Genomic DNA, 24,581 nt, shown 5'->3' on the forward strand with positions numbered 1-24,581 from the left:
CGGTTAGACCGCGTTATACAAGAACGTAATCGTCTGTCACGCTGGTCGTCGCGTTGGTGATGACGGCCGACGTCTCTTCGTCGCGCTGAATCGCGGAAAGATAAAGCGTTTTGAGGATGGCGGGGTGAGCCTTGATCAGCGAAATGAAATCCTCGCGCGGCAAATGCAACGTCACCGTCGGGTGCACCGCCACCACGTCGGCCACCGCCTTGCGCCGAAGCACCAGGGCCACCTCGCCCACGACCTCACCGGCCCCCAAGGTGGAGATGACCAGCGGCTCGTCCGACTCGTAGCCGATCACCGCGACCTCACCCGACGCAATCAGGTGCAGCCCCGCGGCCTCCTCGCCCACCGTGATCAGCTTCGTGCCCTTCTCGAACACGTTCGTCTCGAAGCGCTCCACCAGCGCGGGGCGCGCGTCGGGGTGCACGTCGATGAGCACACGCGATGTGCGCACCAGGTTGGCGACCATGCGCCGCCGGCAATGAGCGGCGAGCTCGATGCCCACCTCGGGGCGCGCCTGGGCCACTTTTTCGAGTGCATCGCGGCGGGCCACGAGCAAGATCGAGGGCCGGCACGCCACCACGCTGGCCGCACGCGGCGCGCGCGAGAGGAGCGCCATTTCGCCGAACAGCGAGCCGTTGACCAAGCGGGCCAAGGTGACATCGCCACCGTCGTCGATGGAGCCTGGCTTGCGACGGACCTCCAGCTCACCGCGCGCGACGATGTACGCTTCGGCGCCCTCCTCACCCTCGACGATGACCGCTTGCCCCGAGGGCACCGTGATCATCTCGAAGGCCGCGATGAGCGCGCGCAGCCCTTCCATTTCGAGCGCGCTGAAAAGAGGGAGCGATGCGATCTGCGGAAGCTCGGGGGCCTTTTGGTAGCGCTCGCGTGCGCCGTGCACGATGTTGGTGGCCTTCGAGAGGAGCGCCGGGCCCGCGAGAAAGGAGCTCATCGGCTGGAAGGTCTCGAAGTTCGGCAACGGGGGTGGCGGCGACGAGATGTCCGACAGGCGCGACGAGCCCGCACAGAACGATGCGGCGATTTCGTCGAAGTAGCCATCGACCGGGCGCCCGAGCTGCCTCAAGTCGGCGACCGCGGCCACGGCGAGCGGAAGATTGCCGGCGTCGGTCGCCTGCTTGACGGCGAGCTCCAGGCCCTCGATCGCGGCCTCCGTGCGGCCTGCGTCGGCCAGGAGGCGGCAGGTCAAGATGAGCGCGCTCGGCGTGACATCGTGCTCGACGACGGCCGCGGCCCAACGCAAGGCGGCCTCGCCCTCGTCGGCGAGCATCAGGGCCAGGGCGCGATCAATGGGGGAATCCGTGGTTTGGCTACCGGGAAGATCCGGGGGTGCCGTTCGCATCTCGCCACCAAGAGTATACTGAGTTGGCACAGCTGCGGTGCAAATCACCGGCCAGAAGGCGCTACTTTTGTGGATTGTTGGCGCGGTCGATGTACTCGGTCATGGCCGTGGCCGTGGCTTCCACGAGCGGGACGACCTTGGGGTAATCCATGCGGGTGGGTCCGATGATGCCAATCGTGCCAACCGTGCGCCCATGATCGAGAAAGGGAGCGCGTACGATAGCCAGCTGACCACCGCCGAGCTCGCCGGCTTCGCGGCCCACCATCACGGTGGGGCCTTTGGCGGCCATGGTGGCGTCGAGCAGGCGCAGAAGGCGCTCGCGATCGTCGAAGGCGGCGACCAGCTGCTTGAGACCCTCGGCGTCCGAGAACTCGGGACGGTCGAAGAGCTTCGACTGGCCTTCGATGACCACGTCGGCCTCGGTGGCGCTGGCCTCGGTGACGGCGGCCTCGCCCAGCGAGAAGGCGCGCTTGCGCAGTTGATCGTGCTGAATGCGCTCGGTCGCCAGCTTGCGGGCAAAGAAGTCGCGCAGATCGCCGAGGGTTCGACCATCGGTCACGTCGTCGAGCAAGTTGTGGATGCGGGTTAGCTCCATCTCGCTGACCTGGGCCACGACGAATCGATTTTGCACCGCGCCGTTGGACATCACCAGCACCGCCAGGAGCTCGTTCGGGCTGGTGCGGATGAAGCGCAGCTGCTTCAAGGTGAGCGACTCGATGCGCGGGCTGACCACCACGGCCACGGCGCCGGTGAGCTCCGAGAGGAAACGCCCGGTCTCCCGCATCATGTTCTGGTTCGGCGACATTTCCTCGAAGCGGGCACGGATGCGCGCGTGCTCTTCCTGGGACAGCGCCCGCACCTCCATGAGCGCATCGATGAAGAGGCGAAAGGCGCGATCGGTGGGCACGCGGCCTGCGCTCGTATGCGGCTGCTGAAGGTACCCGGCCTCCTCCAGATCCGACAGGACGTTCCGGATGCTGGCCGGGGAGAGCTCGATGCCGCACTTCTTGGAGAGGGTGCGCGAGCCTACGGGCTCTCCGGTGGCGACGAATTCGGTGATGGCCGCATACAGGATCTGCTTCGCACGCGCACTGAGCTCGGACATCGGGATGTCTCAGCTTAGCACTCGGGCGCCAGAAACGACACGATCCATGAAGAATCCACCTTGACTGGATGAGAAACAGGACCAACCGGTATAGTGGTAGCTTTTTACGATTAGCGCGCCGGTCTCGCAATCGACGGGCAACCAGGCGACTATCCAAGCACCTCCGGCACGCCGCATTGGAAGTGGCCTCGTGCCCATCCGCGGACCGCCGGCTCGACCGTGGGCCTCGACATCTCCTCCACCCGATGGACCATCCTCCGGACGCCGATGGTGAGGATTCGAATCGCGAATCCTTAATCGTGTGTCGGATTGTCCGTAAATTCAATTGAAGGCCAAATTCGCAAATCGAATGCGCTCGGCGCCCGGGTGGGCGTCTCTTCGATTGCATTTCGTCGAATCCCACCGAGTGACGAAGCTCGCCGGATTCGCCGCACCATTTGCGAAAAGCGGTCGAACGCCCGAGGCAAATGCTTATGCCACACAGCCATACGAATATTCATTATTCTGCGAATGCAATCGCCGCCAAAACGGCGCCCACGGTGGCGGGCGCCGTGGTCGATCTTCTTTGCGGGCTGGGTGTCGATACGTTCTTCGGCATCCCTGGCGGATCGATCATCGCCGTCTTCGATGCCATCGTGAAGAACCCCAAGGCCACGCTCATCGAACCGCGCCACGAGACGCATGCGGCGTTCGAGGCCATGGGCGCCTTTCGTGCAAGCGGGCGCGCGGCCGCGGTCCTGGTCACCTCCGGTCCGGGCGCCACCAACGTGGTCACGGGGGTGGCTGCGGCGCACTTCGAGCGCGTACCCATGCTCGTGATGGCGGGCGACACGGCCTGGGAGCGCACGGGCCGGCGCCTGCTTCAATCGCTGGGGCCCGAGGGGGTCGACATCGAAGAGATGCTGCGCGGCCTCACGCGCACCACCGTGCGGCTCGGGCCAACCTCGGCGCTCGCGCAGGTGAGGGCGGCCGTTCGCGCCGCGCGCAACCCCCGAAACCCGGGCCCGGTCTTGATCGTGGCGCCCATCGATTGCCTCGATGGCGCAGCCCGCGCCGAACGACCGCGCACCCTACCTCTTCGCGTGGCCGAAGGCGCCATCGATCCGGCGCGCTTGGCGCACGCCGCGCAGATGCTCGCGCGGGCGGAGCGGCCGCTCGTGGTGGTGGGCGCCGCGTGCAGGCCCGCAGCGGACCCGGTCCGCCGTTTGGTCGATGCCATCGGCGCGCCGTTCATGACGACCCCGCAGGCCAAGGGGATCGTCCCCGAGGACCACCCGCTCAGTTTGCGCAACGGCGGCATGAGCTCGTCGCTCTGGGCGCGGCGTTATTCGGACACAAAGCCCGACGTGGCCCTGGTCCTCGGCACGGATCTCGACGACGTGAGCACCGCGGGCACACCGCCCGTCGGCCCCGGTGGCCGCGTCATCCACGTGGACACCGACCCTCGCGCCATCGGCCGCAACTTCCCCACCGCGCTGGCCCTCGTGCACGACGTGGGCGCGGTGGCGGAGGAGCTCGCGCGCATCCCCGCCTTCGAGGCCACGGCCCAGCGGGGCGCGGAGCTCGCGGCCCGCGCCCGGCTCCGATCGCCGTTCGACGTGCCCGACTTCGACGCGGACGATTCGCTGCCCATCGCGCCGCACCGGGTGATCGCCGATCTGGAGCGCGCCTTGCCGCCCCAGGCGACCATCGTGACCGATATCGGCGAGCACATGCTCTTTGCGCTGCACTACCTCACGGCGCGGAGCCCCGAGCGGTTCGTCATTCACCTGGGGCTGGGGTCGATGGCCTCGGGCATCGCCTCGGCGGTGGGGCTGGCGCTGGCCGATCGTTCGCGGCCGGTCGCGTGCATCTGCGGCGATGGGGGCATGCACATGGCCGGCATGGAGATCCTGCTCGCGATCAAGCACCGCCTGCCCATCGTCTACGCCGTCTTCAACGACGCGCGCTACAACATGGTGCACCACGGGCATCGGATGACGTATACGCGGACGGACATCGCCGCGTGCGCCAGTCGGCCTTGGGAGACGCCGCCCATCGACTTCGTCAAGTGGGCGGAGGCCACGGGGGCGCGCGGGGTGCGCATCGAGCGGCCGGGGGAGATCACGCGGGGGCTCTTGGAGGGCGCCATGGCGGATCGGGTGCCGCTGGTGCTCGACATCCGCCAGGCGCGCGACACGCGCATCTCGGGCGATGGGCGCATTCAAACGTTGATCGCCATGGCGGGGGCGCGGCCGTGAAGACCTTGAGCGGCATGGGCGTTTTGGGGGTCGCCATCTTCAGCGGGGACGTGGTGACCAACGACGCGTTCCCCGCGTCGCTCCAAACGGCGCGCGCCGCCGATCCCTTTCGCGGCCGGCGCTCGCCCGATGGAACCATCCGCATCGCGGGCATGGAATTTTCGCACCCCAAGTGGTCGCGCACCATCCGCGCCTTGGAGCGCGCCTTCGAGGACCCTTTTCGCGGCACCCGCAGGCGCCGTTATTTTCCGCCGGGCATGCTCTCCTCCGACGCGGAGGCGGAGGCCGGGCGGCGCGCCATCGAAGGCGCGGGGCTGACCCGCGATCGCATCGATGCGCTGCTCGTTCAGTCGTTCTTGCCCGACGAGATCCAGCCGCAGAACGCGGCGCTGGTGGCGCACAAGCTCGGCCTCTCGAACCTGCCCTCGTGGGGCGTGGACAGCATCTGCAACAGCCCCATCGCGCAGCTTCAAGTCGCGTGTGCGCTGGTCGCATCGGGGCAGGCGGAGCACGTTTTGTGCGTTCACTCGGCGGCGTACTCGCGCGTGCAAGATCCCGGCTCGTCGTGCACCTTTCAAGACGCGGACATGGCGGCCGCGTTCGTGGTGGGTCCCTCGCCGGGCTCGCGCATCGACTGCGCATGGCGCACGGACGGGCGCCTGCACGCGGCCATCCGGCTGCACTGGGCGGTTCCCCAGAACGAGGGCGTACGGCGCTATTGGCAACCGTCGCGCGAGCGGCTCATGGTCGGCTGGGACGAGGCGCTGCAGGCGCAGGTCATGGGCGAATTGGAGGGCTATACGGTGACCGTGTGCGGCGAAGCGCTGGCGCGGGCCAACATGAAGATCGACGACATCGACGTCTTCATTTCGCACCACCCCAACGCCTGGTTCGGCGCGTTCATGGCCGACGCCTTGGGCCTGCGCGACGGGATCGTGTTCGACACGTTCGAGGAGTACGCCGTGATCAACTCGGCGACCCTCACAAGCTCCATCTACGAAGCCCTGCGCGCACGGCGCATCGAGCGCGGAAGCCGCGTCCTGCTCTTCGGCCCTGGCGCGGGGTACACCTACGGCGCCGCGGCCATGGTGTGGTAGCCATGATCGCGCTCGATCACGTGACGGCCATCGTCGAGGACGCGGAGACCACGGCGCGCGCCCTCGAGGCGGTGCTGGGGATCGCCGCCGGCCCCGAGGTCGTGCTGCCTGGAATGTCGATTCGCACGCTCCGCATCGGCGAGGTCGAGCTTCACGTCAATGCGCCGGCGGGGCCGGGACCGGTGCGCGATCACCTGGCGCGCCACGGCCCGGGTCTGCACCATCTGGCGGTGCGGGTCGCCGATCTCGACGCGGCCATGGGCGCGCTGGCGGCGCTCTCGATTTCGACGTTGGGGGCCCCGGTGGAGACGGCCAAGGGGCTGCGCGAAGTGTTCCTCGATCCGGCGCGCACCGGTGGGGTGATGATTCAGCTGGTGGAGCGTCGGGCGGAGGTTCGCGCGACGGATCTGGATGCCGCATCGACGGCCGCGTTGATCGAGCAGGCGGGGGCGCGGATCACCCGGTGATGCCGGCTTGGTCGAGCCGATGACGGAGCCCGCGCGGGTTCTCGCCCACCTTGGTGGCGATGCGCTGGATGGCCACGTCCACCGTGCTGAAGACGGCCACGAACCGGCTTCGCATGGCCAAGGTCAGCTCCGTGATGACGCTGCGAACGAGGGTGGCTTGAAAGCCGGTGGCGAGGATCACCACGTTCACCGCCTCGACGTTGTCCATCCAGAGGTGCCGCTGTTTGAAGATTTGCTTTCGCGTGGGACCATCGGGGATGCCGACGCGATCGGGGACCACCGTAAGATTGATGAGCAAGGCGCCCGCCTGGTGACGTGCGGCGGGTATCTCGCGATCCAGCGTGGCCACGTCGCGGGCATCGGGTGCAGCCAACCAATGCAGCGCATGCACGCGCCCGATCAAGGCGGACTTAAACGACATCGATCCTTCCTCGAAGCCTTGGAGCGTAACGGTCGGTACCCCTCGTCGAGCCCCAAGCTTCACTGGACATCGATTCCGTGGCAAGCGCGCCGTTCGGGGCTTCGGCCCACGGCACCCGGCATTTCAACGCGTCGAAGAACCGTCCGGCGCGCGAAGCCCCTCGAGAATTTCCGCCATATCCGGGGGAAGCGGGAGCGTAAAGGAGAGGGGCTTCTGCGTGGCCGGGTGCACGAACCCCAGCTCGGCCGCGTGGAGCATGAGGCGCGGCGCCGGGACAATGTCCCGCGCATAGTTACGAATGTAGACACGCTCCCCCACCAGAGGATGCCCCGCCTCGCTCAGGTGGATGCGGATTTGGTGGGTGCGCCCGGTCTCGAGGCGGCACGCGACCAAGGTGGCGCCGCGCAAGCGCTCGACGGGTTCGACGTGGGTGATGGCGAGCTGAGGAGCGGTTGCACCGCGTTCGCGCTGGCCGGGGCGCTGGGTGGAGCCGCGAAGACCGTCACCGCGATCGCTCACCAGGTGCGAACGAAGGGTGCGGGGGGTAGGAGAAGAGCGCGAGCCCGGGAACATATCGCCGTGAACGATGGCCAAGTAGCGCCGGCCGATGGAGTGCGCTCGAAATTGCTCGGTGAGGCTCTTTTTCGCCAGCCAGGTGCGGGTGAACACGATGAGGCCCGAGGTCTCCTTGTCGAGGCGGTGCACGATGCCCAGCGCGGGGCGCGCCCCTTGATCGCGGCCCGCCGCGTGCTTGCCCTTGGCCAGGATGGCGCGCACTTTGGCGTCGAGCGTATCGGGATCCTCTTCGTCGCCGTAGGGGATGGTGCTGATGCCCGCCGGCTTGTCGACCACGATGACGTGGGTATCGACATAGACGACGCGGCTCTCGGCGAGATCGCCCGGTCGCGGGCGGGGGGCGCGCATCCGAAGCGCAACCTCGCTCCCCGCGCGCACGCGTTGGGTGGCGTTGGTGACGGTCTGACCATCGAGCTGAACTTTGCCGGTCTCGATGCACGACCGCGCCTTGCCCCAGGTCAGAGCGAAGAGCGCTCGGACCACGGCGTCGAGTGATTTGCCGGAGAGATCGTCGGTCACGCGGAGCGGTGCGTGCGGGGGTTCGCGATGGGATGACATTCTGGCCGCCGAACTTCTCACACTATGCCGTACGGCCGTACGCGGGGTGGCTGGGGTGCTCCCACATTTTTCGGTTGGGTCCGACGCAACTGGGGTATCGTACCCGCTCGAAGACCGATTCTTTATGGCTCTGGAGGAGCACGTGCCCAAGACCCTGCTCGCTGTCGATGACAGCGTCACGATGCGTAAGGTTCTCGAAATCACCTTCAGCGGGGAAGATTACCGTGTGATCACCGCCGACGGTCGCAACGCCGCACTGGCCGCGTTGGGCGAGCAACCGCACGCCGTCGTCGTCGACACCGTGCTCTCGAACGAAGATGGCTACGCGCTCGCAAAAGACCTGCGCCAGCGCCTCCCCGGCGCCGCCATCGTGCTGCTCGCGAGCCGCCACAACCCGTACGACGCGGGGCGTGGCAAGGACGCAGGGGCGGACGATTTCATCGATAAGCCCTTCGATACGCAGCAGTTCATCGACAAGGTGAAGAAGGCCTTGGCCGCAAAAGAAGCGGCGGGCATCCCGGCGGCTGCGCCGGCCATCGCCCCGGCGGCCCCGGTCGCAGCTCCCCCCGCACCGTCGCAGCCGCGAGCCGCGGCAGCCGCACCGGCCGCCCCCGCGGCGCAGCAGCGTCCTTCGCCCCGGTCGCCGACCCTCGTCTTCGGGCAAGAGCCGCCGGCCGCGCCGCCCGCACCGAGTGCGTCGGCCAAGCCGTTTCCGGCCTCGCAGCTCCCCACCTCGCAACTCCCCACCTCACAACCCACGCCCGCGGCGTCGCCCGCGAGCGGAAGCACCGGGGTCACCGTCTCCACGGCGGTGAACGGTCATTTGGCGGGCAAGCTGGACGAGCTCGGACTGAGCCCGCAGCAGGCCGACGCCGTGCTGGCGCTCTCGCGCGACGTGGTCGAGAAGGTCGTGTGGGAGGTGGTTCCGCAGCTGGCGGAGACCTTGATCAAGGAAGAGATCGCGCGCCTGACGCGGGATTAATCGTTCGCGCGAGGCCTCGCATCGATGCGCAGCCTCGATTGGAACGACTTTCAGTTCGTGCTTCGCGTGGCGGAGAAAGGCTCGCTCGCGGCCGGCGCGCGCGCCATGGGCGTAAACCACACCACGGCGCTGCGGCGCGTGCACGCGTTCGAGCGGCAGCTGGGGGTGCGGCTGTTCGAGCGGCTCGCGCAAGGTTACGTGCTCACGGGGCCGGGCGAGGAGTTCGTGCGCACCGCGCGCGCGATGGACGAGCTGGCCGCGCAGGCCGAGCGGCGCATTCTCGGGCACGATTTGCAGCTCACCGGCACCGTGCGGGTGACGACCACCGACTCGTTGGCGTCGTCGATTTTGCCGAGGCACCTCGAAGCGTTTCGCGCGAAGCACCCCGAGGTGCACCTCGAGCTCACGACCAGCAACGCGGTCCTCAGCTTGACCCGACGCGACGCCGATGTGGCCATCCGGCCCATGGCGAAGCCGTCGGAAAATTTGGTCGGGCGGCGGATCTCGGACGTGGCGTTCGCCGTTTATGCGGCCGCTGCGCTCCTCGAGCACGCGCCGGATCGGGCGGCGCGCGAGCTCGGTGCGCATCGTGAGGGCGCCGCGGCGCGCGAGCTCGGCAAGTACCGCTGGATCGCGCCCGACGAGAGCCTCTCGAACACCACGGTGCATCGTTGGATGGCGCGCAAAATTCCGAATGAGAGCGTGGTGCTGCACGCCGACTCCTTCGTGGCCATGCGCGCGGCATGCGCCGCCGGGATCGGCGTGGCCGCCCTGCCCTGCTACCTCGGCGATCTCGAGCCCCGCATCCGCCGCGTCCAAGGGCCGATCCCGAGCCTCGCCAGCGAGCTTTGGGTGCTCACCCACGAAGATCTCCGCACCGCCACCCGCATCCGCGCCTTCTCCGAGTTCATCGGCGACGCGCTCGCCGGAGAGCGCGAGCTCATTCAAGGTGCGGGCATCGGACCCAAGGGCACCCGAGCATCCACCGCACCCAAGGGAACCCGAGAACCGACCACCGCGCCCAAGGGAACCCGAGAATCGACCACCGGGCCCAAGGGAACCCGAGAATCGACCAGCCCCAAAGGCGCCCGAGAATCGACGAAACGAAAGCCCCCAACAAGCAAACGAAAGATGCCCTGATGGGCGCGGCTCGCAGAATACCTGTAGGCGCATTCTTCGGCAGCAGGCGCTTCCATTGCGACGGCTTTTGCCGGATGATGCGCTAAATTCGAGGTGAATCATGGCTGGATTGCTCGATGCCGAGCGCACGATCGCCGAACCGGGATACAGCCGGTGGTTGATACCGCCCGCCGCCTTGGCGATTCATTTGAGCATCGGTCAGGTCTACGCGTTCAGCGTCTTCAAGCGCGCCCTGCAAGTACACTTTGCGACCAGCCTCACGGCCATCGCGTGGATTTTCAGCATCGCCATCGTGATGCTCGGCCTGTCGGCCGCGTTCTTGGGCACCTGGGTCGAGCGCAATGGACCGCGCAAGGCCATGTTCACCTCCGCGTGCTGTTGGGCCACCGGCTTTGCCATCGGCGCCGTGGGGATCGCCACCCGCCAGCTCTGGCTCCTCTACCTCGGGTACGGCGTCATCGGCGGCATCGGCCTCGGCGTGGGCTATATTTCGCCCGTCTCCACCCTCATCAAGTGGTTCCCCGATCGCCCGGGCCTGGCGACGGGCATGGCCATCATGGGCTTCGGAGGCGGCGCCCTCATCGCATCGCCCTTGTCCGTGCGCTTGATGCAAGCCTTCGATCCCCAAGCCACCGCGCCGGGATCGGTCGCGTCGGGCGACGCCGTGATGAAGACCTTTCTCGTGCTCGGCGTCGCCTACTTCGCCCTGATGATGTTCGGCACGTTCAATGTGCGCCTGCCCCCGGGATCGCGCGCCGCGCAGTCCCGCACCGCCTCGCTCGGAAAGGCCCCGGCCAAGTACGCGCCCTTGCAAACGGGGGTGAACATCTCGGCCGCCAACGCCGTTCGCACCCCGCAGTTTTGGATGCTCTGGGTCGTGCTCTTTTGCAATGTCACCGCAGGCATCGGCATCCTCGAGCAAGCGGCGCCGATGATTCAGGACTTCTTCCGGGTGCCGGCGGAGGCAGGCTCCAATGCAGCCCCCGCGGCCTCGCGCGTCTCGGCGGCGGTGGCCGGTGGGTTCGTGGGGCTGCTCTCGATGTGCAACATGGCGGGCCGGTTCGTTTGGTCGTCGACCTCGGACATCGTGGGGCGAAAGCGCATTTACATCCTGTACCTGGGGCTGGGCATGGTGCTCTACGCCTTGCTGGCCACGGTGGGCGCGCGCTCGACCGCGGTCTTTGCCACATTGGCGGGGACGATCCTCACCTTTTACGGGGGCGGCTTTGCGACCATCCCCGCGTACTTGAAGGATCTCTTCGGCACGTTCCAGGTCGGCGCCATCCACGGCCGGCTTCTAACCGCGTGGTCGGCCGCGGGCGTGGCGGGCCCGCTCATCGTCAATGCCATCATCGAGAGCCGCGGCAAGCCGGGCGCCCTCACCGCCGCGGACTACCAGCCCGCCCTCTTCGTGATGGTGGGCGTGCTGGCCGTGGGCTTCGTGGCCAACCTGTTCGTTCGCTCCGTTCCCACGCGTTACCACGAGCAGACATCCGCCGGCTCCCCGCCGGGTACGGGCAAAACTGCGCCCATCTCGCTCAAGAAGGTGGCGCGATGACACCGACGACCTCTTCCGCACCGCCCCTGCCGATCGCGCGGCTCGTCGTGGCCTGGCTCCTCGTCGGCATCCCCCTCGCGTACGGCATCTACGAGACCCTTTTGAAGGCGGCGAAGCTTTTCACCGGCTGATTCGACGGGCGAGCCCGCCCGCGGGCTTACGTAGGGAGAACGAGCCGCATTCGTGCTAATCCCTCTCCGCATGAGCGCGGAGCAAAATGCCCCGGATCTGAGCAAGGGTTACGATCCAGCCGAAGTCGAGCAACGCTGGTATTCGTTTTGGGAGAAACACGGCGTCTTCGAGGCGGCGGACGATCCGGCCGATCCGCGCCCGGTCTATGTCATTCCGATGCCCCCGCCCAATGTGACGGGCTCGCTACACATGGGCCACGCCCAGCGCTGCACCTTGGAGGACGCGCTGATTCGCTGGCACCGCATGCGCGGCTTCAACACGCTCTGGCAGCCCGGCATGGACCACGCCGGCATCGCCACCCAAACCGTGGTCGAGCGCCAGCTTCTGCGCGAAAAGAAGACCCGCCACGAGCTCGGACGCGAAGCCTTCGAGCAGCGGATCTGGCAGTGGAAGGCCGAGAGCGGCGGGCGCATCGCCGTGCAGCAGCGCGAGCTCGGCGCATCGCCCGATTGGCGGCGGTCCAAGTTCACCATGGACGCGGACATGGCCCGCGCCGTGCGCGAAGCGTTCGTTCGGCTGCACGAAGAGGGGCTGATGTACCGCGCCACGCGGCTCATCAACTGGTGTCCCGAGTGCATGACCGCCCTCAGCGATCTCGAGGTGGAGACCGAAGAGGGCGCGCAGGGCGAGCTCTTTCAATTCGCCTACCGCGTGGAGGGCGAGAACGAAGAGATCGTCGTGGCCACCACCCGCCCCGAGACCATGCTCGGCGACACCGCGGTGGCCGTTCACCCGGCCGATCCCCGCTACACGCACCTGCATGGAAAGCGGCTCGAGCACCCCTTCTTGCTGCGCACGGTGCCCGTCATCACCGATGAAATTCTCGTCGACCCGAAGTTTGGAACCGGCGCCGTCAAGGTCACCCCCGCGCACGACTTCAACGACTTCGCCACCGGCAAGCGCCACCGCCTCGAGGAGATCAACATCTTCAACCTCGACGGCACCCTCAACGACAAAACGGGCGACTTTGCCGGCATGACGCGCAAGAAGGCGCGCGCCGCCGTCAAGCAGGCGCTCGAGGACAAGGGCCTCGCCCGCGGCTCCAAACCGCACGTGCTCGCGCTCCCGAAGTGCCAGCGATCGGGCGGCGTGGTGGAGCCGATGATCTCCACCCAGTGGTTCCTCAAGATGGGCCAGATGGCCAAAGAGGCCCTCGAGGCCGTGCACGGGACCGAGACATCGCCGCCCAAGACCGAGATCATCCCGGCCGAGTGGGTGAAGACGTACGACCACTTCCTGGAGAACATCCAAGACTGGTGCGTGTCGCGCCAGCTCTGGTGGGGCCATCAAATCCCCGCCTGGCACGGCCCCAACGGCCAGATCCGCGTGGCCCGCGAGCGTCCGCCGGAGTGTACCCCGGAGGCCGGGTGGACGCAGGACCCCGACGTGCTCGACACCTGGTTCTCCTCCGCGCTCTGGCCCTTCTCGACCTTGGGCTGGCCCGACGAGACCCCGGCCTTGAAGAAGTTCTACCCGGCCGGCGATCTGGAGACCGGGTACGACATTCTGTTCTTCTGGGTGGCCCGCATGATGATGTTCGGGCTGCACTTCATGAAGGAGGTCCCCTTCCGCCGCGTGCTCCTCTCGGGCCTCATCGTGGACGAGACCGGGGAAAAGATGAGCAAGGTGAAGGGCAACGTGATCGATCCCTTGGATTTGATCCACGGCGCCGACTTCGCCGAGGTGGTGAGCAAAACCTTGCCGGGCGCCCCCGAGCAAGAGGCGCTCACCAAGTTCAAAAAGGCTTATCCGTCGGCGGCCCAAATGGGCAAAGGCTTCCCCCCCTTCGGCGCCGATGCGTTGCGCTTTACGCTCGCCACCTTCCCGCCCACCAACCGCCGTATCGCGCTGGCGCTCAAACGGCTCGAGGGATATCGCTTCTTCGTCAACAAAGTCTGGAACGCGACCCGCTTCTCCCTCGAGAATTTGCGCGATCTCACGCGTGCGGGAGGGGCGTTGCCGGAGGGCACCCCGGAGCCGAAGGGCTTTTACAATCGCTATATCTTGTCGCGCCTCGGTCAAGCTGCGCGAATCGCCAATCGCGGCATTGGATCGTTCCGCGTCGACGAGGCGGCCAACGAGCTTTATCGATTCTTCTGGAACGATTTCTGCGATTGGTACGTGGAGCTCACCAAAATCGTATTCCAAAGCTCCGCGGAGACCGCCTCCGAAGAAGAGCAAGAGGAGACGCGCCACACCCTCGCGCACGTGCTCGAGAGCTCCCTCCGGCTGCTCCACCCGCTGATGCCGTTCGTCACCGAGGAGCTCTGGCAGCGCGTGCCCAAGCCAAGCTCGCGCCCCGTCTCGGTGGCGCTCGCGCCCTACCCCACCGAGGACGACGGGCGCATCGATCTTGCGGTCGAGCGCGAGATGGAGCTCGTGCAAGCCATCATCGGCGCCGCCCGCACGGTGCGCAGCGAGCACGAGATCAAGCCCGCCGAGCGGGTGCCGGTGTGGCTGCGCGTCACCGACCTGGCCTCGCAAGGCGAGCGGATCGCCCGGCACCTGCCCGCCATTCGCACCTTGGTGAAGACGGCGGACGATCCCAAGGTGATCGGCCCGACCGACGGGCGCGAGGCCGGAACGGTGGTCACCGTGGTGCCGAGCGATCTGGGCGCGGTGGAGGTCCTGGTCGGCCTCCGCGGCCTGGTTCCGCGCGAGAAGGAGCTCGCGCGCATCGACCGCGAGATCAAGCGCGTCGACCGCGAGCTCGCGGCCATCGACAAGAAGCTCCAGAGCAAAGGCTTCGTCGATCGGGCGCCCAAGGAGGTCGTCGACGAGGCACACGGGCAGCGCAAGGCGCTCTCCGAGGCGCGCGAGCGCATCCTGGCGTCGCGGACCTTGGCCGACGAGCTCGAGGCCGAATCATGACCCGGGTGGCGCTGGTCGGCTACGGTCGCTTCGGACGCGCGTTCGCCAACTTGGTGACCGAGAGCGGCTTCTCCGTGCGCGCGTACGATCCCTATGTCAGCGTGCCCGATGGGATGCGCGCCGAGTCGGTGGCGGACGTGGTCGCCGGCGCCGATCTGGTGGTCCTCGCGGCGCCCGTTCCGGTGATGCCCAGCGCGGTGTCCGCGGTAGCGCCGCACGTGCGCCCCGATCAGCTGGTGATGGACGTGGGCAGCGTCAAGGTGCGGCCGGTCGCGGCCTTGGAAGCGGGGCTCGGGGCGCGCATTCCTTGGGTGGGCACGCACCCCTTGTTCGGCCCCCTCAGCCTGACCTTGGCCGAGCGCCCGCTGCGGGTGGTGGTGTGCCCCACCGCCTTGCACCCCGGCGCCGCCCGCCGCGCGCGCGCCTTTTACGAGGGACTCGGCTGCGTCATCGTCGAGCAGTCGGCCGAGGAGCACGACATGGCCATGGCGCGCACGCACGCGCTGGCGTTCTTCATCGCCAAGGGCGTGATCGACGCGGACCAAGCGCTCGCCGACGATCCCCCGCCCTTCGTGCCGCCCTCGTTTCAAGGTCTCGCCCGCACCATGCAAGCGGTGCGCGCCGACGCCGGTCACCTCTATCGCGCGCTCCAGCGCGACAACCCCTTCGCCGCCGACGTGCGGCAGGCGCTCATCGAAGCGCTGGTGCACGCCGACCGAACCCTGGCGAGCGAGCAAGCGTCCCCCGGACAAGCGACGGAGGGCCCCGAGTCGCTCACCATCCCCGATCTCGGCCAGCGCTCCCCCGAGCTGCAAGAGGCGCGCACCCACATCGACGCGCTCGATCGCGAGCTCACGGCGCTGCTCGCGCGGCGGGCGGAGCTCTCGGCGCGCGCGGGGCGGGCCAAGCGTGCGCTCGGCCACGGCGTGCTGGACGCCAACCGCGAGGCGGAGGTGATGGCCCAAAGGCGGCGCTGGGCCGAGGAGCAGGGCCTCGATCCCGCTGCGGTAGACGACGTATTTCAGGCCATCTTGCGGTTGTCACGCAGCGTGCAACGGCGGGGTGACTGAGGGCTGCACCCCATGCTAATCGTGCTGGGCTTATCCTCATGAGCAGCGAACAAGAAATCCAAGGGGATCGCGAGGAAACGTCCAGCCCCGAGAGCGGCCCTGCGCCCGTGCCCTCGCCTTCGTCCTCTCCCTCGTCCATGCCCCCGCAGGCCCCCGAGGCCGATGCGCGGCAAGAGCAGAACGAGCGGAAAGAAAACGACGCGAAGGGCGAGCAGGACGCGAAAGACGAGCTGCACAACGACGCGAACGACGCGAACGACGCCACGTCCTCGGCCGACGACGACGAGGTCGAGCTCCTCGCCAAAGGCAATCCGCTGCGGCTCGCGCGCGGCGGCATCACGGCCGCCATCGGCAGCGTGATCGCGTTTCTCTTGATGGCCCACAACGGCCAGCTTCGCCTCGGGGTACCGCTCGGCTTCGTAGCCATCGCCATCGCCTCGTGGGGGCTGATGGATCTCCTCGGCACCTTCGACGACGCCGAAGAACGGGTCGCGCACACCACCACGCTCTCCGCGCTCACGCGCCCCCTCGTGCAAGTGGGCGCCATGGGGCTGCTCTTCGGGCTCGCGCTCATGGGCGGGCAGAGCGGCCTGTCGAAGCAGTGGCTCTGGGGCATCCTCGTCACCGCCGCCTTCATCGCCTTGGTGGCGTCCATCTTCGAGCTGGGACGGCAGCTCGGACCGTGGAGAACCGACGAGCTGGGCGCCGAGCGCCCCCTGCTCCAGCGCCATGGCTTTTGGCTCATGGTGGCCGCCGCCGGCCTCTATTTGCCATTCCTCGGCAGCTTCTCGCTCTGGGATCCATGGGAAACGCACTATGGCGAGGTGGCGCGCGAGATCCTCGCCCGCGATGATTGGATATCGCTCTGGTGGGCGTCCGATGGTTGGTTTTGGTCCAAGCCGGTCCTGAATTTCTGGATTCAGTCGCTCGCCATGGCCACGCTGGGGACGCATTACCAGCCGGGCGAGATGCTCATGGGCCCCGCGGGGCAAGCGCTCGCGCACCCCGAGTGGGTCGTGCGTACGCCCAATTTTCTGATGACCGCCGTCGCGATGTACCTGATCTACAAGGGTGTCGCGAAGGTGTTCGGCCGGCGCGCGGGGCTGCTCGGCGGGCTGGTGCTCGCCACGATGCCCGACTGGTATTTCCTCGCGCACCAGACGATGACCGACATGCCCTTCGTGGCCGCGATGACCGCCGCCATGGGCCTCTTGCTCATCGGTCTCCACACGAGCGACGAGGACATCCTGCGCGCGTACGAGATCAAAGCCGGAAAGCTCGCGTTTCGAGTGACCGGATGGCACCTCGTCTTCGGGATCATCCTCGCGACCGTCGTCCCGCAAATCCTCTATTTGCTCTCGCGCAACCTGGAGCTCGTGCTCCACGGCGACGGTCCCCACGGCTTCCTCGCGCACCTCGATCAATTCCGGAGCGGGTCGGGCGGCGGCAACTGCGGAATGCCGGGCAATGAAGCCTGCAATCTGACCAATCCGGCCAGCATCCCCAAATCCGTGGGCCCCCACCCCGAAGGGTTCGTCCCCTCGCTCGTGCGGTTCTTCGGCGGGTTCGAGCCGTCCCTTCAAGGGCTTCTGTGGAGCGTCATCACCGGCGCCCTCCTCTACATCAATTGGGGCGAGCGGCGCACCAAGCGCATGTACTACCTCGCGGCCTGGTATTGCGCCGCGCTGGCGACGATGGCAAAGGGCCCGGCCGGCTTTGCGCTGCCCGTGATTTGCGCGCTGGCGTACGTGTGCACGAAGAAGCACTGGGGCGAGTTCTTGAAGCTCGAGATCCTGAGCGGGCTCCTCATCATCGCGCTGGTCACGCTCCCCTGGTGGGTCGCGATGTACGTGCGCCACGGCTCGCCGTTCATCGACCAGCTCTTCTTCCATCATATGTTCAACCGCACGTTCCACCACGTGCACGACACGAACGAAGGCGACGACACGAGCTTCCGCTTCTACGTCTGGCAGCTCGGCTACGCGCTCTTCCCATGGACGGGGCTCGCGCCCTTGGGCCTCCTCTGGTGGCTCCGCCGAAGCGACTCGGCCGACCGCGGCAAGGGCGACGCCTCGGTCTTCCTCGTCATGTGGTTCATCTTCACCTTCGCCCTGTTCTCGTTCATGGGGACGAAGTTCCACCACTACATCTTCCCCGCCGTGCCGCCGGTGGCCATGCTGATCGGCATCGCGCTCCGCGATATGATGGGCGACGCCAAGGTCGCGCCCAAAACGAACCGCGCCGCGTACTTCCTCCCCCTGGCCGGCCTCGTCATCGTGCTGGTGGTCGCGGTCACGCAAGCCTTCAAGGGCTCCCTCTCGGGCGGCACGTCGACCGGCATCAATGTGGCCGCCCTCGTGCTCGGCCTGGCGCTCACCGCGGTCTGGGTCGTGCGCGGCCTCCTGCCGAAGCCCGCGGAAGACGCGCCGCGCGAGCGCGCATCCGAGCCGGCCGCTCCCGCGGAGGTCTCGCGTGAGACCGACGAGGGCGAGGCCAAAGACGATGCATCGTCCGAGCCGGCGCGGGCGCACCGCACGGAGCACGAGGCGCTGATGCTCAGCGCGGCGGCCTTTGCGGCGGCGCTGGTCACCGGATTGGTGGCGCGCGATCTCGCCATCAAAGAGACGACCGACCAACCTGGCGCCATCCGGCTCCTGCAGCTCTTTACGTACAACTACCGGCGTCCCTGGCCGGACGACATCGACTTTACGGCCGTCCTCACCTCCTTTGGAATCGTCGCGGCGGCGCTGGCGCTGCTCCTTTCGGTGCGCGCCATCCGGCAGCACGCGGTCATGGCGTTCACGGCCTTCGCCGTCGTTTGGGCCGTGTGGGGTCTCGATGTCTACATGGTCGAGACAGCGCCGCACTGGGGGCAGCACGAGGTGATCCAGGCGTACTACGACAACCGCGGATCGGCCGAGGAGCCGCTGGTGGCGTATCAGATGAATTGGAAGGGCGAGAACTTCTACACGTCCAACAAAGTGCCCGCCTTCATCTCGTCGGGCAGCACCTTCACCACCTGGATCCGGCAGCAGCGCGACAAGGGCGTTCGGGTCATGTACTTCGTCACCGAGCACTCCCGCACCGGCGGGCTCAAATCCGAGGTAGGCGCGCGCGCATACCGCGAGGTCACCGACAAACATCTGTGCAACAAGTTCGTCCTGGTCCGCGCCGAGTTCTGATGCACATGGGGGCCACGGCCCCCGAGCCCAAAACTTTTTCCCGTGGTTTTCGCGGTTTTCGAATGTCCTATCCTTGCGGCGAGGCTTCGGGGATCGTTACTTCTGGGAACGAACACTCGGAGGGAGCAACGATTCATGGCGAGCCAAGCCTTCACGCGGAACTACCGCGATCATTCGAACGACACCGGCTTTCAGTTCGAGTTCTTTTGCGACAAGTGCGGCAACGGCTTTCGCTCGAGCTACAAGGCCAACGGCATGGGGGTCGCGGCCTCGCTCCTGAAGGCGGCCGGCTCCCTCTTCGGCGGGGTCGTGCAGAGCGCGGGGTGGGGCGCGGACCACGCCAAAGACGCCTTTCGCGGCGGCGCGTGGGATACGGCCTTTCGTGAGGCCATCACCGAGTGCATCCCCAAGTTTCGCCAGTGCACGCGGTGCGGCCAGTGGGTGTGCCCGGAGATTTGCTGGAACGAAAAGCGCGTGATGTGTGAAGCGTGCGCGCCCGATCTGCAGGAAGAAGCGGCGCACATCCAGAACTCCGTGGCCATCGAGCAGCTGCACGAGCGGGCGCGCGGGATCGACCAGACGCAAGGGCAGAGCGTCGAGGGCCTGCAAGCCGCGGCGTGCGCCAAATGCAATTCGCGGCTGCAGTCCAACGCCAAATTCTGCGGGAGCTGCGGCACCCCGGTGGCCGCGGCGCAGAAGGCGTTCTGCTCGCAGTGCGGCACACCCGGCGTTCCCGGTGCCCGATTCTGCTCGGGCTGCGGCGCGCCACAAGGAGGTTAGAGCTCCGCCCGCCCGAATCGAGAGCCGGCTGCCTCCCGGGCGGGCGAGCCTTGCCCTATACAACAGGGCGAGATGTACCTGCCCGCCTCCTTCCGCGAGAACCGGCTCCCGGTCCTTCACGACACCATCGCGCGCATGGGTTTTGCGACCCTGGTGACCTCGGGCCCCGACGGCCTCGTTGCCACCCATCTTCCCATGTACGTCGAGCCCGCCGAGGGCCCGATGGGGACGCTCTACGGCCACGTCGCCAGGGCCAACCCGCAGTGGAAGGAGCTCGCGGGAAGCGGCGAAGCCCTGGTCACCTTCGTGGGGCCGGACGCGTACGTATCGCCCTCGTACTACCCGAGCAAGCCGATCGCCGGCAAGGTCGTCCCCACGTGGAACTACGTGGCGGTTCACGCCTATGGGAAGGCGGAGGCCATCGAGGAGCCCGCGCCGCTCTTGGAGATCGTCACGCGCTTGACCGACGCGCACGAGGCCGGACGCGCGGAGCGCTGGAGCGTCAGCGACGCGCCCGAGTCGTATGTGCAGGGGCTCTTGCGGGCCATCGTGGGCATACGCATCCCCATTTCGCGCATCGAGGGAAAGTGGAAGCTCAGTCAAAATCGCTCGCCCGAGGACGCCGCAGGTGTGATCGCCGGGCTCTCTCTCTCCGAGCATGGAAACGAGCGCGCCACGGCGGAGGCCATGAAGGCGCTCGGCACACCGGCCGATCCCGCGGGCACCGTGCGCCGGTGAGCGCGCCTCTCTCCGTCTCACCCATCGGCGTGGTGCGGACGCCGTTCAAGGAGAAGGTGAGCGCGCCGCGCCAGGCGGTGACCGCGCGCGACGTGCCGGGCACCATCGAGCTCCTGCCCGAGTACGAGCACGCGCTGTCCGATCTGGAGGGCATCGACCGCATCTGGGTCCTCTGGTGGTTCCACTTGGCCGAAGGATGGCGCGCCAAGGTGCTGCCGCCGCGCAGCGAGCATCGCCGCGGGTTGTTCGCCACGCGATCGCCGCACAGGCCGAACCCCATCGCGCTCTCGTGCGTGCGCCTGGTGCGCGTCTCGGGGCTCACCCTGCACATCCTCGACGTGGACATGGTCGACGGCACCCCGGTGCTCGACATCAAACCCTATGTGCCGTACGCCGACGCCTTCCCCGAGGCGCACACGGGCTGGCTCGAAAAGGCGCGCGATCCGGCGCCGGGCCATACCGTCACGTGGAGCGAAGAGGCGCGCGCCCAAGCCGGGTGGCTGGCCGAAACCTACGGCCTGGAGCTGATGGCGCCCATCGAGGCCATCTTGTCCCTCGGCCCGCAGCCGCACCCGTACCGGCGGATCAAGAAGCTCCCCGGCGATGGCGCGGGTCTTTGCCTCGCCTACAAAGATTGGCGCGTCCTCTTTCGCGCCGAGGGCGAGCGGACCATCGCCGTCGATGCGCTGGCGACGGGCTATCGGCAAAACCAGCTCTTTGGCGCGGCCCGCGTGCGCTTCGAGCACGATCCGGAGTCGCTGGCCGTGCACCGCGCCTTCGTGATCCGCTTTCCTCCTCGACGAGACCCCGAGCCCACCGGAGATCCAACATGACGTCGGCCGATGCATCCTCCGATTCCGTGCACTCTGCAAGTATCGAAGCGCGGCGCGCGTTCGTCGAGCGCAACCCCGAGAGCCGCGCGGGGTTCGAGAGCGCCTGCCAGGCGATGCCGGGGGGCAACACGCGCACGGTGCTGTTCCACGAACCGTTTCCGCTCCGCATCGCGCGGGGGGAGGGCTGTCGCATCTGGGACGCGGACGGGCACGAGTACATCGACTTCCTCGGCGAGTTCACGGCGGGGCTCTTCGGCCACTCGCACCCGGACATCACGGCGGCCGTGAAGGCGGCCATCGACAATGGCATTTCGCTCTCGGGCCACAACACGCTGGAGGCCCGCTTCGCCGGCGCGGTGTGCGCGCGCTTTCCGTCCTTGGAGCTGGTGCGCTTCACCAACTCGGGCACCGAGGCCAACCTGCTCGCGATCGCCACCGCCAAAGTCGCCACCGGGCGCTCCAAGGTGCTCGTGTTCGACGGCGCCTACCACGGGAGCCTCTTGTCGTTCGCCGGCGGCGGATTGCCCATCAATGTGCCGCACGCGTGGGTGGTCGGCACCTACAACGACGTAGCGGGCACCGAGGCGCTCTTCGATGCGCACGGCCCCGAGCTCGCCGCGGTGTTGGTGGAGCCGATGCTCGGCGCCGGCGGCTGCGTACCGGGTGAGCCGGCCTTCCTCGAGATGCTGCGCGCGCGCACGTGCTCTTCCGGAGCGCTCCTCATTTTCGACGAGGTGATGACCTCGCGGCTCGCCCCCGGCGGGCGCCAGGGCGAGCTCGGGATCCGCCCCGACCTGACGACCTTGGGCAAATACATCGCCGGCGGCATGTCGTTCGGCGCGTTCGGCGGGCGCCGCGAGCTGATGAGCCTCTACGATCCACGCCAGAGAGGCGCGCTGCCGCACGCGGGCACGTTCAACAACAACGTGCTCACCATGAGCGCGGGGCTCGCCGCGCTGCGGGTGCTCACGCCCGAGGTCACCCGCGCGCTCAACCTACGCGGCGATGCGCTTCGCCTGCGGCTCGACGCGCTGTGCAAGGCGGCGCGCGCCAATATGCTCTTCACCGGCATCGGCTCGATGCTCACGGTGCACTTCACCGATCGCCCCGTCCGCTCCGGCGCCGACGTCGCGGCGGGCGACGCGGCGCTCAAAGAGCTCTTCTTCTTCGAAATGCTGGCGCACGGCATCTACTTCGCGCGGCGCGGCATGATGGCGCTCTCGCTGCCGATCGGCGATCTCGAATGCGACCGGCTCGCATCCGCAGTGGAATCGTTTCTGACGCGGCATCGCGCGCTGCTTCAGTCATCATCGGGGTAAGCTCATGCCACGCGCGCGATGCGAAATCGCAAATCGACGATGAAAGTGCACTTCGTTTGCTCGATAGGTGTAAGAGCGCTTTGTACTTCGGCCCAAAACCGCCTACGATAGCCAGAAATGCGGCCAAGCCCGGACCCGGGGGGAACGCGCCTTCGACATGCAAAGATTCTGGTCGCCCTGGGCGAGCTGGCTGAGGCCGAGGACGAGGTGGCGGCTCGGCTCGAAGAGGCGCCCGAGGACCTTACGGCGCTAAATCTGTTCGCCAAAATCAAACACATCAAGGGTGAGCTCTCGGAAGCGGTCGCCTGTTGGGCGCAGCTCCACGCGCGCTCCAAGCACAACGAGCTCACGCTCATGCGGCTCGCGGTGCTGCTCGAGCTCGCCCGCGATCCGGAGCGCCACGCGGGGAACTACCTCGCGCTCGGTCAATTCCCGCTGGCCCATAGCCCGACGGCGCCGTTGGAGCTCGAGCAAGCCTTTCGGCAGCTGCTGGCCCGCCGTCCGCAAGAGGCAAAGGCCACGTGCGATTCGCTGGCCGCGCGACATCGCAACAAGGATCCCGAGCTCTACAAATTATGTTTGATGGCCAAAGCGTGGATCGCCGAGCTCTCGGGGGAGCTCGACGTCGCGCGCAACATCCTCGAGGGCCTGGGCCAAGAGCGCGGCTTCGAGACGGACACCGATCGGGTACTCTCGCTGGCGCGCGTCTACGAGCGCTCGTCCGATCCGGCGGCGCTCGAGAAGGCCGTGCACATTTATCACTTCATCTGTCGGAGCTTCGAGAAGCTCTCCGCGCAGGCGCACCTGGCCACCCTCTATCGAAAGCTCGGAAACAACGAGGCGGCCGAGGAGCACGAGCGCAACTTCCTCATCGCCTTCGAGCGCCGCATGCACCGCCTGTCGCGCGCCGAGATCGCGCGGGCGGCCGCCTACCGTTACGTGCCGCTCGATCGGCTGAAATCCATCCGGCCCTCCTCGGAGGAGGGCGGCGAGCTCGAGCCGGGCCGCGAGCGCGCGCTCTTCGATTACCTCTCCGGCGACGAGGCGGCCGCGCGCGCGTACTTCGAAAAGGGCACCGAGCTGCTCGATCGCAAGTACATGGCCGATCTGCACGCGGGCAGCGGCACCTTCGATTTGGCAGTAGACGGCTTTTTGATCGCGCTCAAAGAGGATCCCGACGACTACCACGTCATCGGCTTTCTGCTCTCGCACTGGGATCACACCTACGATCCGCGCATCGTCGACGCGCTCGCGGCCACGCCGCTCGGTGAGCGGGTGCGCGAGGCGCTCGAGGCGGTGCTTCACGTGCGCCCGCGCAGCACGCGCATTTGGCACGTGCTGAGCCTCTTGCTGGAGCTGCAAGGCTGCACCGAAGAAGCGGAGCGCCATCGCGAGCGCGGGCGGGCACTGCAAATGGCCGAGCAGCGCGACGCGAACCCCGTCGGGCGGGTGCTGGCCGCGGCGGTTTACCATTTCGTGGGCAAGGCCAAGGGGCTCATTCACCAGATCTGGGTCGACCGCAAGCCGGTGGCGCCGGGCAAGGGCGGGTTCCTCCACGCGGAGGACATCTTCGGCAATGTCACCAAGGACATGCAGCAAGCCGTGCGCAATACGTTCTTGGCCGTGCGCGAGTACGCGCGCTCGCGGTTCCCGCATCGCACGACCGACATCCTCGACTACGACTACACGTACAAGGTCACGAAGGAAGACGAGCCCTCGGGCGGACTGTCCGCGGGCCTCCCCACGGCGCTCGCGTTTTTATCCGTGTTCTTGCAGCGCCCGGTGCCGCAGGACATGGCCTTCACCGGGGTCATCATCGCCGATGCGCACAACGTCTTGGTCGTGCGCGGCGTGGGCGAGGCCGAGTACAAAGTCAAAGGCGCCTACCACCGCAACCTGTACGCGATCGTGCTGCCCACCGAGAATCAGAAGGATCTCGCGCAGACGCAGCAGGTGCCCCTCGCCATCATCTCCGATCACGTGCGCTTCGCGTCCAACTTGGACGAGGCGATCACGCTCACGTTCGGCGAGCGCATCTGGTTGGATTGAGGCGCAAACGAACGAAGAACAAAAAGAAAGAGGGCGC

General features: G+C 67.4%; 18 protein-coding genes. 14 read left to right on the forward strand and 4 right to left on the reverse strand.

Annotation, left to right across the window (positions count from 1 at the left end):
• Window positions 1-13: 13 nt before the first annotated feature.
• Together LZC94_33715 and hrcA are read right to left on the reverse strand one after the other, a co-directional pair.
• Window positions 14-1,366 (reverse strand): cyclic nucleotide-binding domain-containing protein, encoded by a 1,353-nt coding sequence (locus LZC94_33715; GenBank protein WXB12796.1) that lies wholly within the window; start codon window positions 1,364-1,366, stop codon window positions 14-16.
• A gap of 61 nt (window positions 1,367-1,427) precedes the next feature.
• Entirely contained in the window at window positions 1,428-2,471 is a 1,044-nt protein-coding gene (hrcA, locus tag LZC94_33720) for a heat-inducible transcriptional repressor HrcA (GenBank protein ID WXB12797.1), read from the reverse strand.
• 551 nt (window positions 2,472-3,022) lie between these two features.
• On the opposite strand from hrcA, the gene LZC94_33725 reads away from it, so the two are divergent.
• From LZC94_33725 to LZC94_33735, 3 genes are read left to right on the forward strand one after another with little or no spacing between them, the layout of a single operon-like run.
• Entirely contained in the window at window positions 3,023-4,711 is a 1,689-nt protein-coding gene (locus LZC94_33725) for a thiamine pyrophosphate-binding protein (protein ID WXB12798.1), read from the forward strand.
• Entirely contained in the window at window positions 4,708-5,808 is a 1,101-nt protein-coding gene (locus LZC94_33730; GenBank protein ID WXB12799.1) for a hypothetical protein, read from the forward strand. Before LZC94_33725 ends, LZC94_33730 begins: the two co-directional genes overlap by 4 nt.
• 2 nt (window positions 5,809-5,810) lie before the next feature.
• Window positions 5,811-6,275 carry a VOC family protein gene (locus LZC94_33735; protein WXB12800.1) on the forward strand — a complete coding sequence of 155 codons (465 nt, stop codon included), beginning with the start codon at window positions 5,811-5,813 and terminating at the stop codon, window positions 6,273-6,275.
• Here the strand turns inward: LZC94_33735 and LZC94_33740 are convergent.
• Together LZC94_33740 and LZC94_33745 are read right to left on the reverse strand one after the other, a co-directional pair.
• The gene (locus LZC94_33740; GenBank protein ID WXB12801.1) at window positions 6,265-6,696 is read right to left on the reverse strand and encodes a hypothetical protein; all 432 of its coding nucleotides are present in this window, start codon (window positions 6,694-6,696) and stop codon (window positions 6,265-6,267) included. The two genes, LZC94_33735 and LZC94_33740, sit on opposite strands and share 11 nt — an antisense overlap.
• A gap of 123 nt (window positions 6,697-6,819) precedes the next feature.
• Complete coding sequence (locus LZC94_33745; GenBank protein ID WXB12802.1) at window positions 6,820-7,830, reverse strand: RluA family pseudouridine synthase; 1,011 nt, start codon at window positions 7,828-7,830, stop codon at window positions 6,820-6,822.
• A 142-nt stretch (window positions 7,831-7,972) separates the two neighbouring features.
• On the opposite strand from LZC94_33745, the gene LZC94_33750 reads away from it, so the two are divergent.
• From LZC94_33750 to LZC94_33800, 11 genes are all read left to right on the forward strand, one after another.
• Window positions 7,973-8,812, forward strand: coding sequence for a response regulator (locus LZC94_33750; protein ID WXB12803.1), 840 nt, complete (start codon window positions 7,973-7,975; stop codon window positions 8,810-8,812).
• Between the two features lie 24 nt (window positions 8,813-8,836).
• On the forward strand, window positions 8,837-9,952 hold the full coding sequence (locus LZC94_33755; GenBank protein ID WXB12804.1) for a LysR family transcriptional regulator: 1,116 nt from the start codon (window positions 8,837-8,839) through the stop codon (window positions 9,950-9,952).
• A gap of 100 nt (window positions 9,953-10,052) precedes the next feature.
• Window positions 10,053-11,510: an OFA family MFS transporter gene (locus tag LZC94_33760; protein ID WXB12805.1), complete on the forward strand. Its 1,458-nt coding sequence runs from the start codon at window positions 10,053-10,055 to the stop codon at window positions 11,508-11,510.
• Between the two features lie 201 nt (window positions 11,511-11,711).
• Entirely contained in the window at window positions 11,712-14,573 is a 2,862-nt protein-coding gene (locus LZC94_33765; protein WXB12806.1) for a valine--tRNA ligase, read from the forward strand.
• Complete coding sequence (locus LZC94_33770) at window positions 14,570-15,643, forward strand: prephenate dehydrogenase/arogenate dehydrogenase family protein (GenBank protein ID WXB12807.1); 1,074 nt, start codon at window positions 14,570-14,572, stop codon at window positions 15,641-15,643. Before LZC94_33765 ends, LZC94_33770 begins: the two co-directional genes overlap by 4 nt.
• A gap of 38 nt (window positions 15,644-15,681) precedes the next feature.
• Window positions 15,682-18,825, forward strand: coding sequence for a glycosyltransferase family 39 protein (locus LZC94_33775; GenBank protein WXB12808.1), 3,144 nt, complete (start codon window positions 15,682-15,684; stop codon window positions 18,823-18,825).
• Window positions 18,826-18,960: 135 nt separating this feature from the next.
• Entirely contained in the window at window positions 18,961-19,605 is a 645-nt protein-coding gene (locus LZC94_33780; protein WXB12809.1) for a zinc ribbon domain-containing protein, read from the forward strand.
• Between the two features lie 72 nt (window positions 19,606-19,677).
• Window positions 19,678-20,343, forward strand: coding sequence for an FMN-binding negative transcriptional regulator (locus tag LZC94_33785; protein ID WXB12810.1), 666 nt, complete (start codon window positions 19,678-19,680; stop codon window positions 20,341-20,343).
• Complete coding sequence (gene tsaA, locus LZC94_33790) at window positions 20,340-21,176, forward strand: tRNA (N6-threonylcarbamoyladenosine(37)-N6)-methyltransferase TrmO (GenBank protein ID WXB12811.1); 837 nt, start codon at window positions 20,340-20,342, stop codon at window positions 21,174-21,176. The genes LZC94_33785 and tsaA overlap by 4 nt, the downstream gene beginning before the upstream one ends.
• Entirely contained in the window at window positions 21,173-22,495 is a 1,323-nt protein-coding gene (locus tag LZC94_33795; protein ID WXB12812.1) for an aminotransferase class III-fold pyridoxal phosphate-dependent enzyme, read from the forward strand. The genes tsaA and LZC94_33795 overlap by 4 nt, the downstream gene beginning before the upstream one ends.
• A 117-nt stretch (window positions 22,496-22,612) precedes the next feature.
• Complete coding sequence (locus tag LZC94_33800) at window positions 22,613-24,544, forward strand: hypothetical protein (protein WXB12813.1); 1,932 nt, start codon at window positions 22,613-22,615, stop codon at window positions 24,542-24,544.
• The last annotated feature ends 37 nt before the right edge of the window (window positions 24,545-24,581 follow it).

Source organism: Sorangiineae bacterium MSr11954 (genome assembly GCA_037157815.1).
In the GTDB taxonomy this organism is placed as follows: Bacteria; Myxococcota_A; Polyangia; order Polyangiales; family Polyangiaceae; genus Pendulispora; species Pendulispora albinea.

Excerpts from the sequence above, each read along its gene's own strand:
- LZC94_33715 (WXB12796.1), bottom strand. The coding sequence starts at position 1,366 with ATGCGAACGGCACCCCCGGATCTTCCCGGTAGCCAAACCACGGATTCC.
- hrcA (WXB12797.1), bottom strand. The coding sequence starts at position 2,471 with ATGTCCGAGCTCAGTGCGCGTGCGAAGCAGATCCTGTATGCGGCCATC.
- LZC94_33735 (WXB12800.1), top strand. The coding sequence starts at position 5,811 with ATGATCGCGCTCGATCACGTGACGGCCATCGTCGAGGACGCGGAGACC.
- LZC94_33740 (WXB12801.1), bottom strand. The coding sequence starts at position 6,696 with ATGTCGTTTAAGTCCGCCTTGATCGGGCGCGTGCATGCGCTGCATTGG.
- LZC94_33745 (WXB12802.1), bottom strand. The coding sequence starts at position 7,830 with ATGTCATCCCATCGCGAACCCCCGCACGCACCGCTCCGCGTGACCGAC.
- LZC94_33755 (WXB12804.1), top strand. The coding sequence starts at position 8,837 with ATGCGCAGCCTCGATTGGAACGACTTTCAGTTCGTGCTTCGCGTGGCG.
- LZC94_33760 (WXB12805.1), top strand. The coding sequence starts at position 10,053 with ATGGCTGGATTGCTCGATGCCGAGCGCACGATCGCCGAACCGGGATAC.
- LZC94_33765 (WXB12806.1), top strand. The coding sequence starts at position 11,712 with ATGAGCGCGGAGCAAAATGCCCCGGATCTGAGCAAGGGTTACGATCCA.
- LZC94_33770 (WXB12807.1), top strand. The coding sequence starts at position 14,570 with ATGACCCGGGTGGCGCTGGTCGGCTACGGTCGCTTCGGACGCGCGTTC.
- LZC94_33775 (WXB12808.1), top strand. The coding sequence starts at position 15,682 with ATGAGCAGCGAACAAGAAATCCAAGGGGATCGCGAGGAAACGTCCAGC.
- LZC94_33780 (WXB12809.1), top strand. The coding sequence starts at position 18,961 with ATGGCGAGCCAAGCCTTCACGCGGAACTACCGCGATCATTCGAACGAC.
- LZC94_33785 (WXB12810.1), top strand. The coding sequence starts at position 19,678 with ATGTACCTGCCCGCCTCCTTCCGCGAGAACCGGCTCCCGGTCCTTCAC.
- LZC94_33795 (WXB12812.1), top strand. The coding sequence starts at position 21,173 with ATGACGTCGGCCGATGCATCCTCCGATTCCGTGCACTCTGCAAGTATC.
- LZC94_33800 (WXB12813.1), top strand. The coding sequence starts at position 22,613 with ATGCGGCCAAGCCCGGACCCGGGGGGAACGCGCCTTCGACATGCAAAG.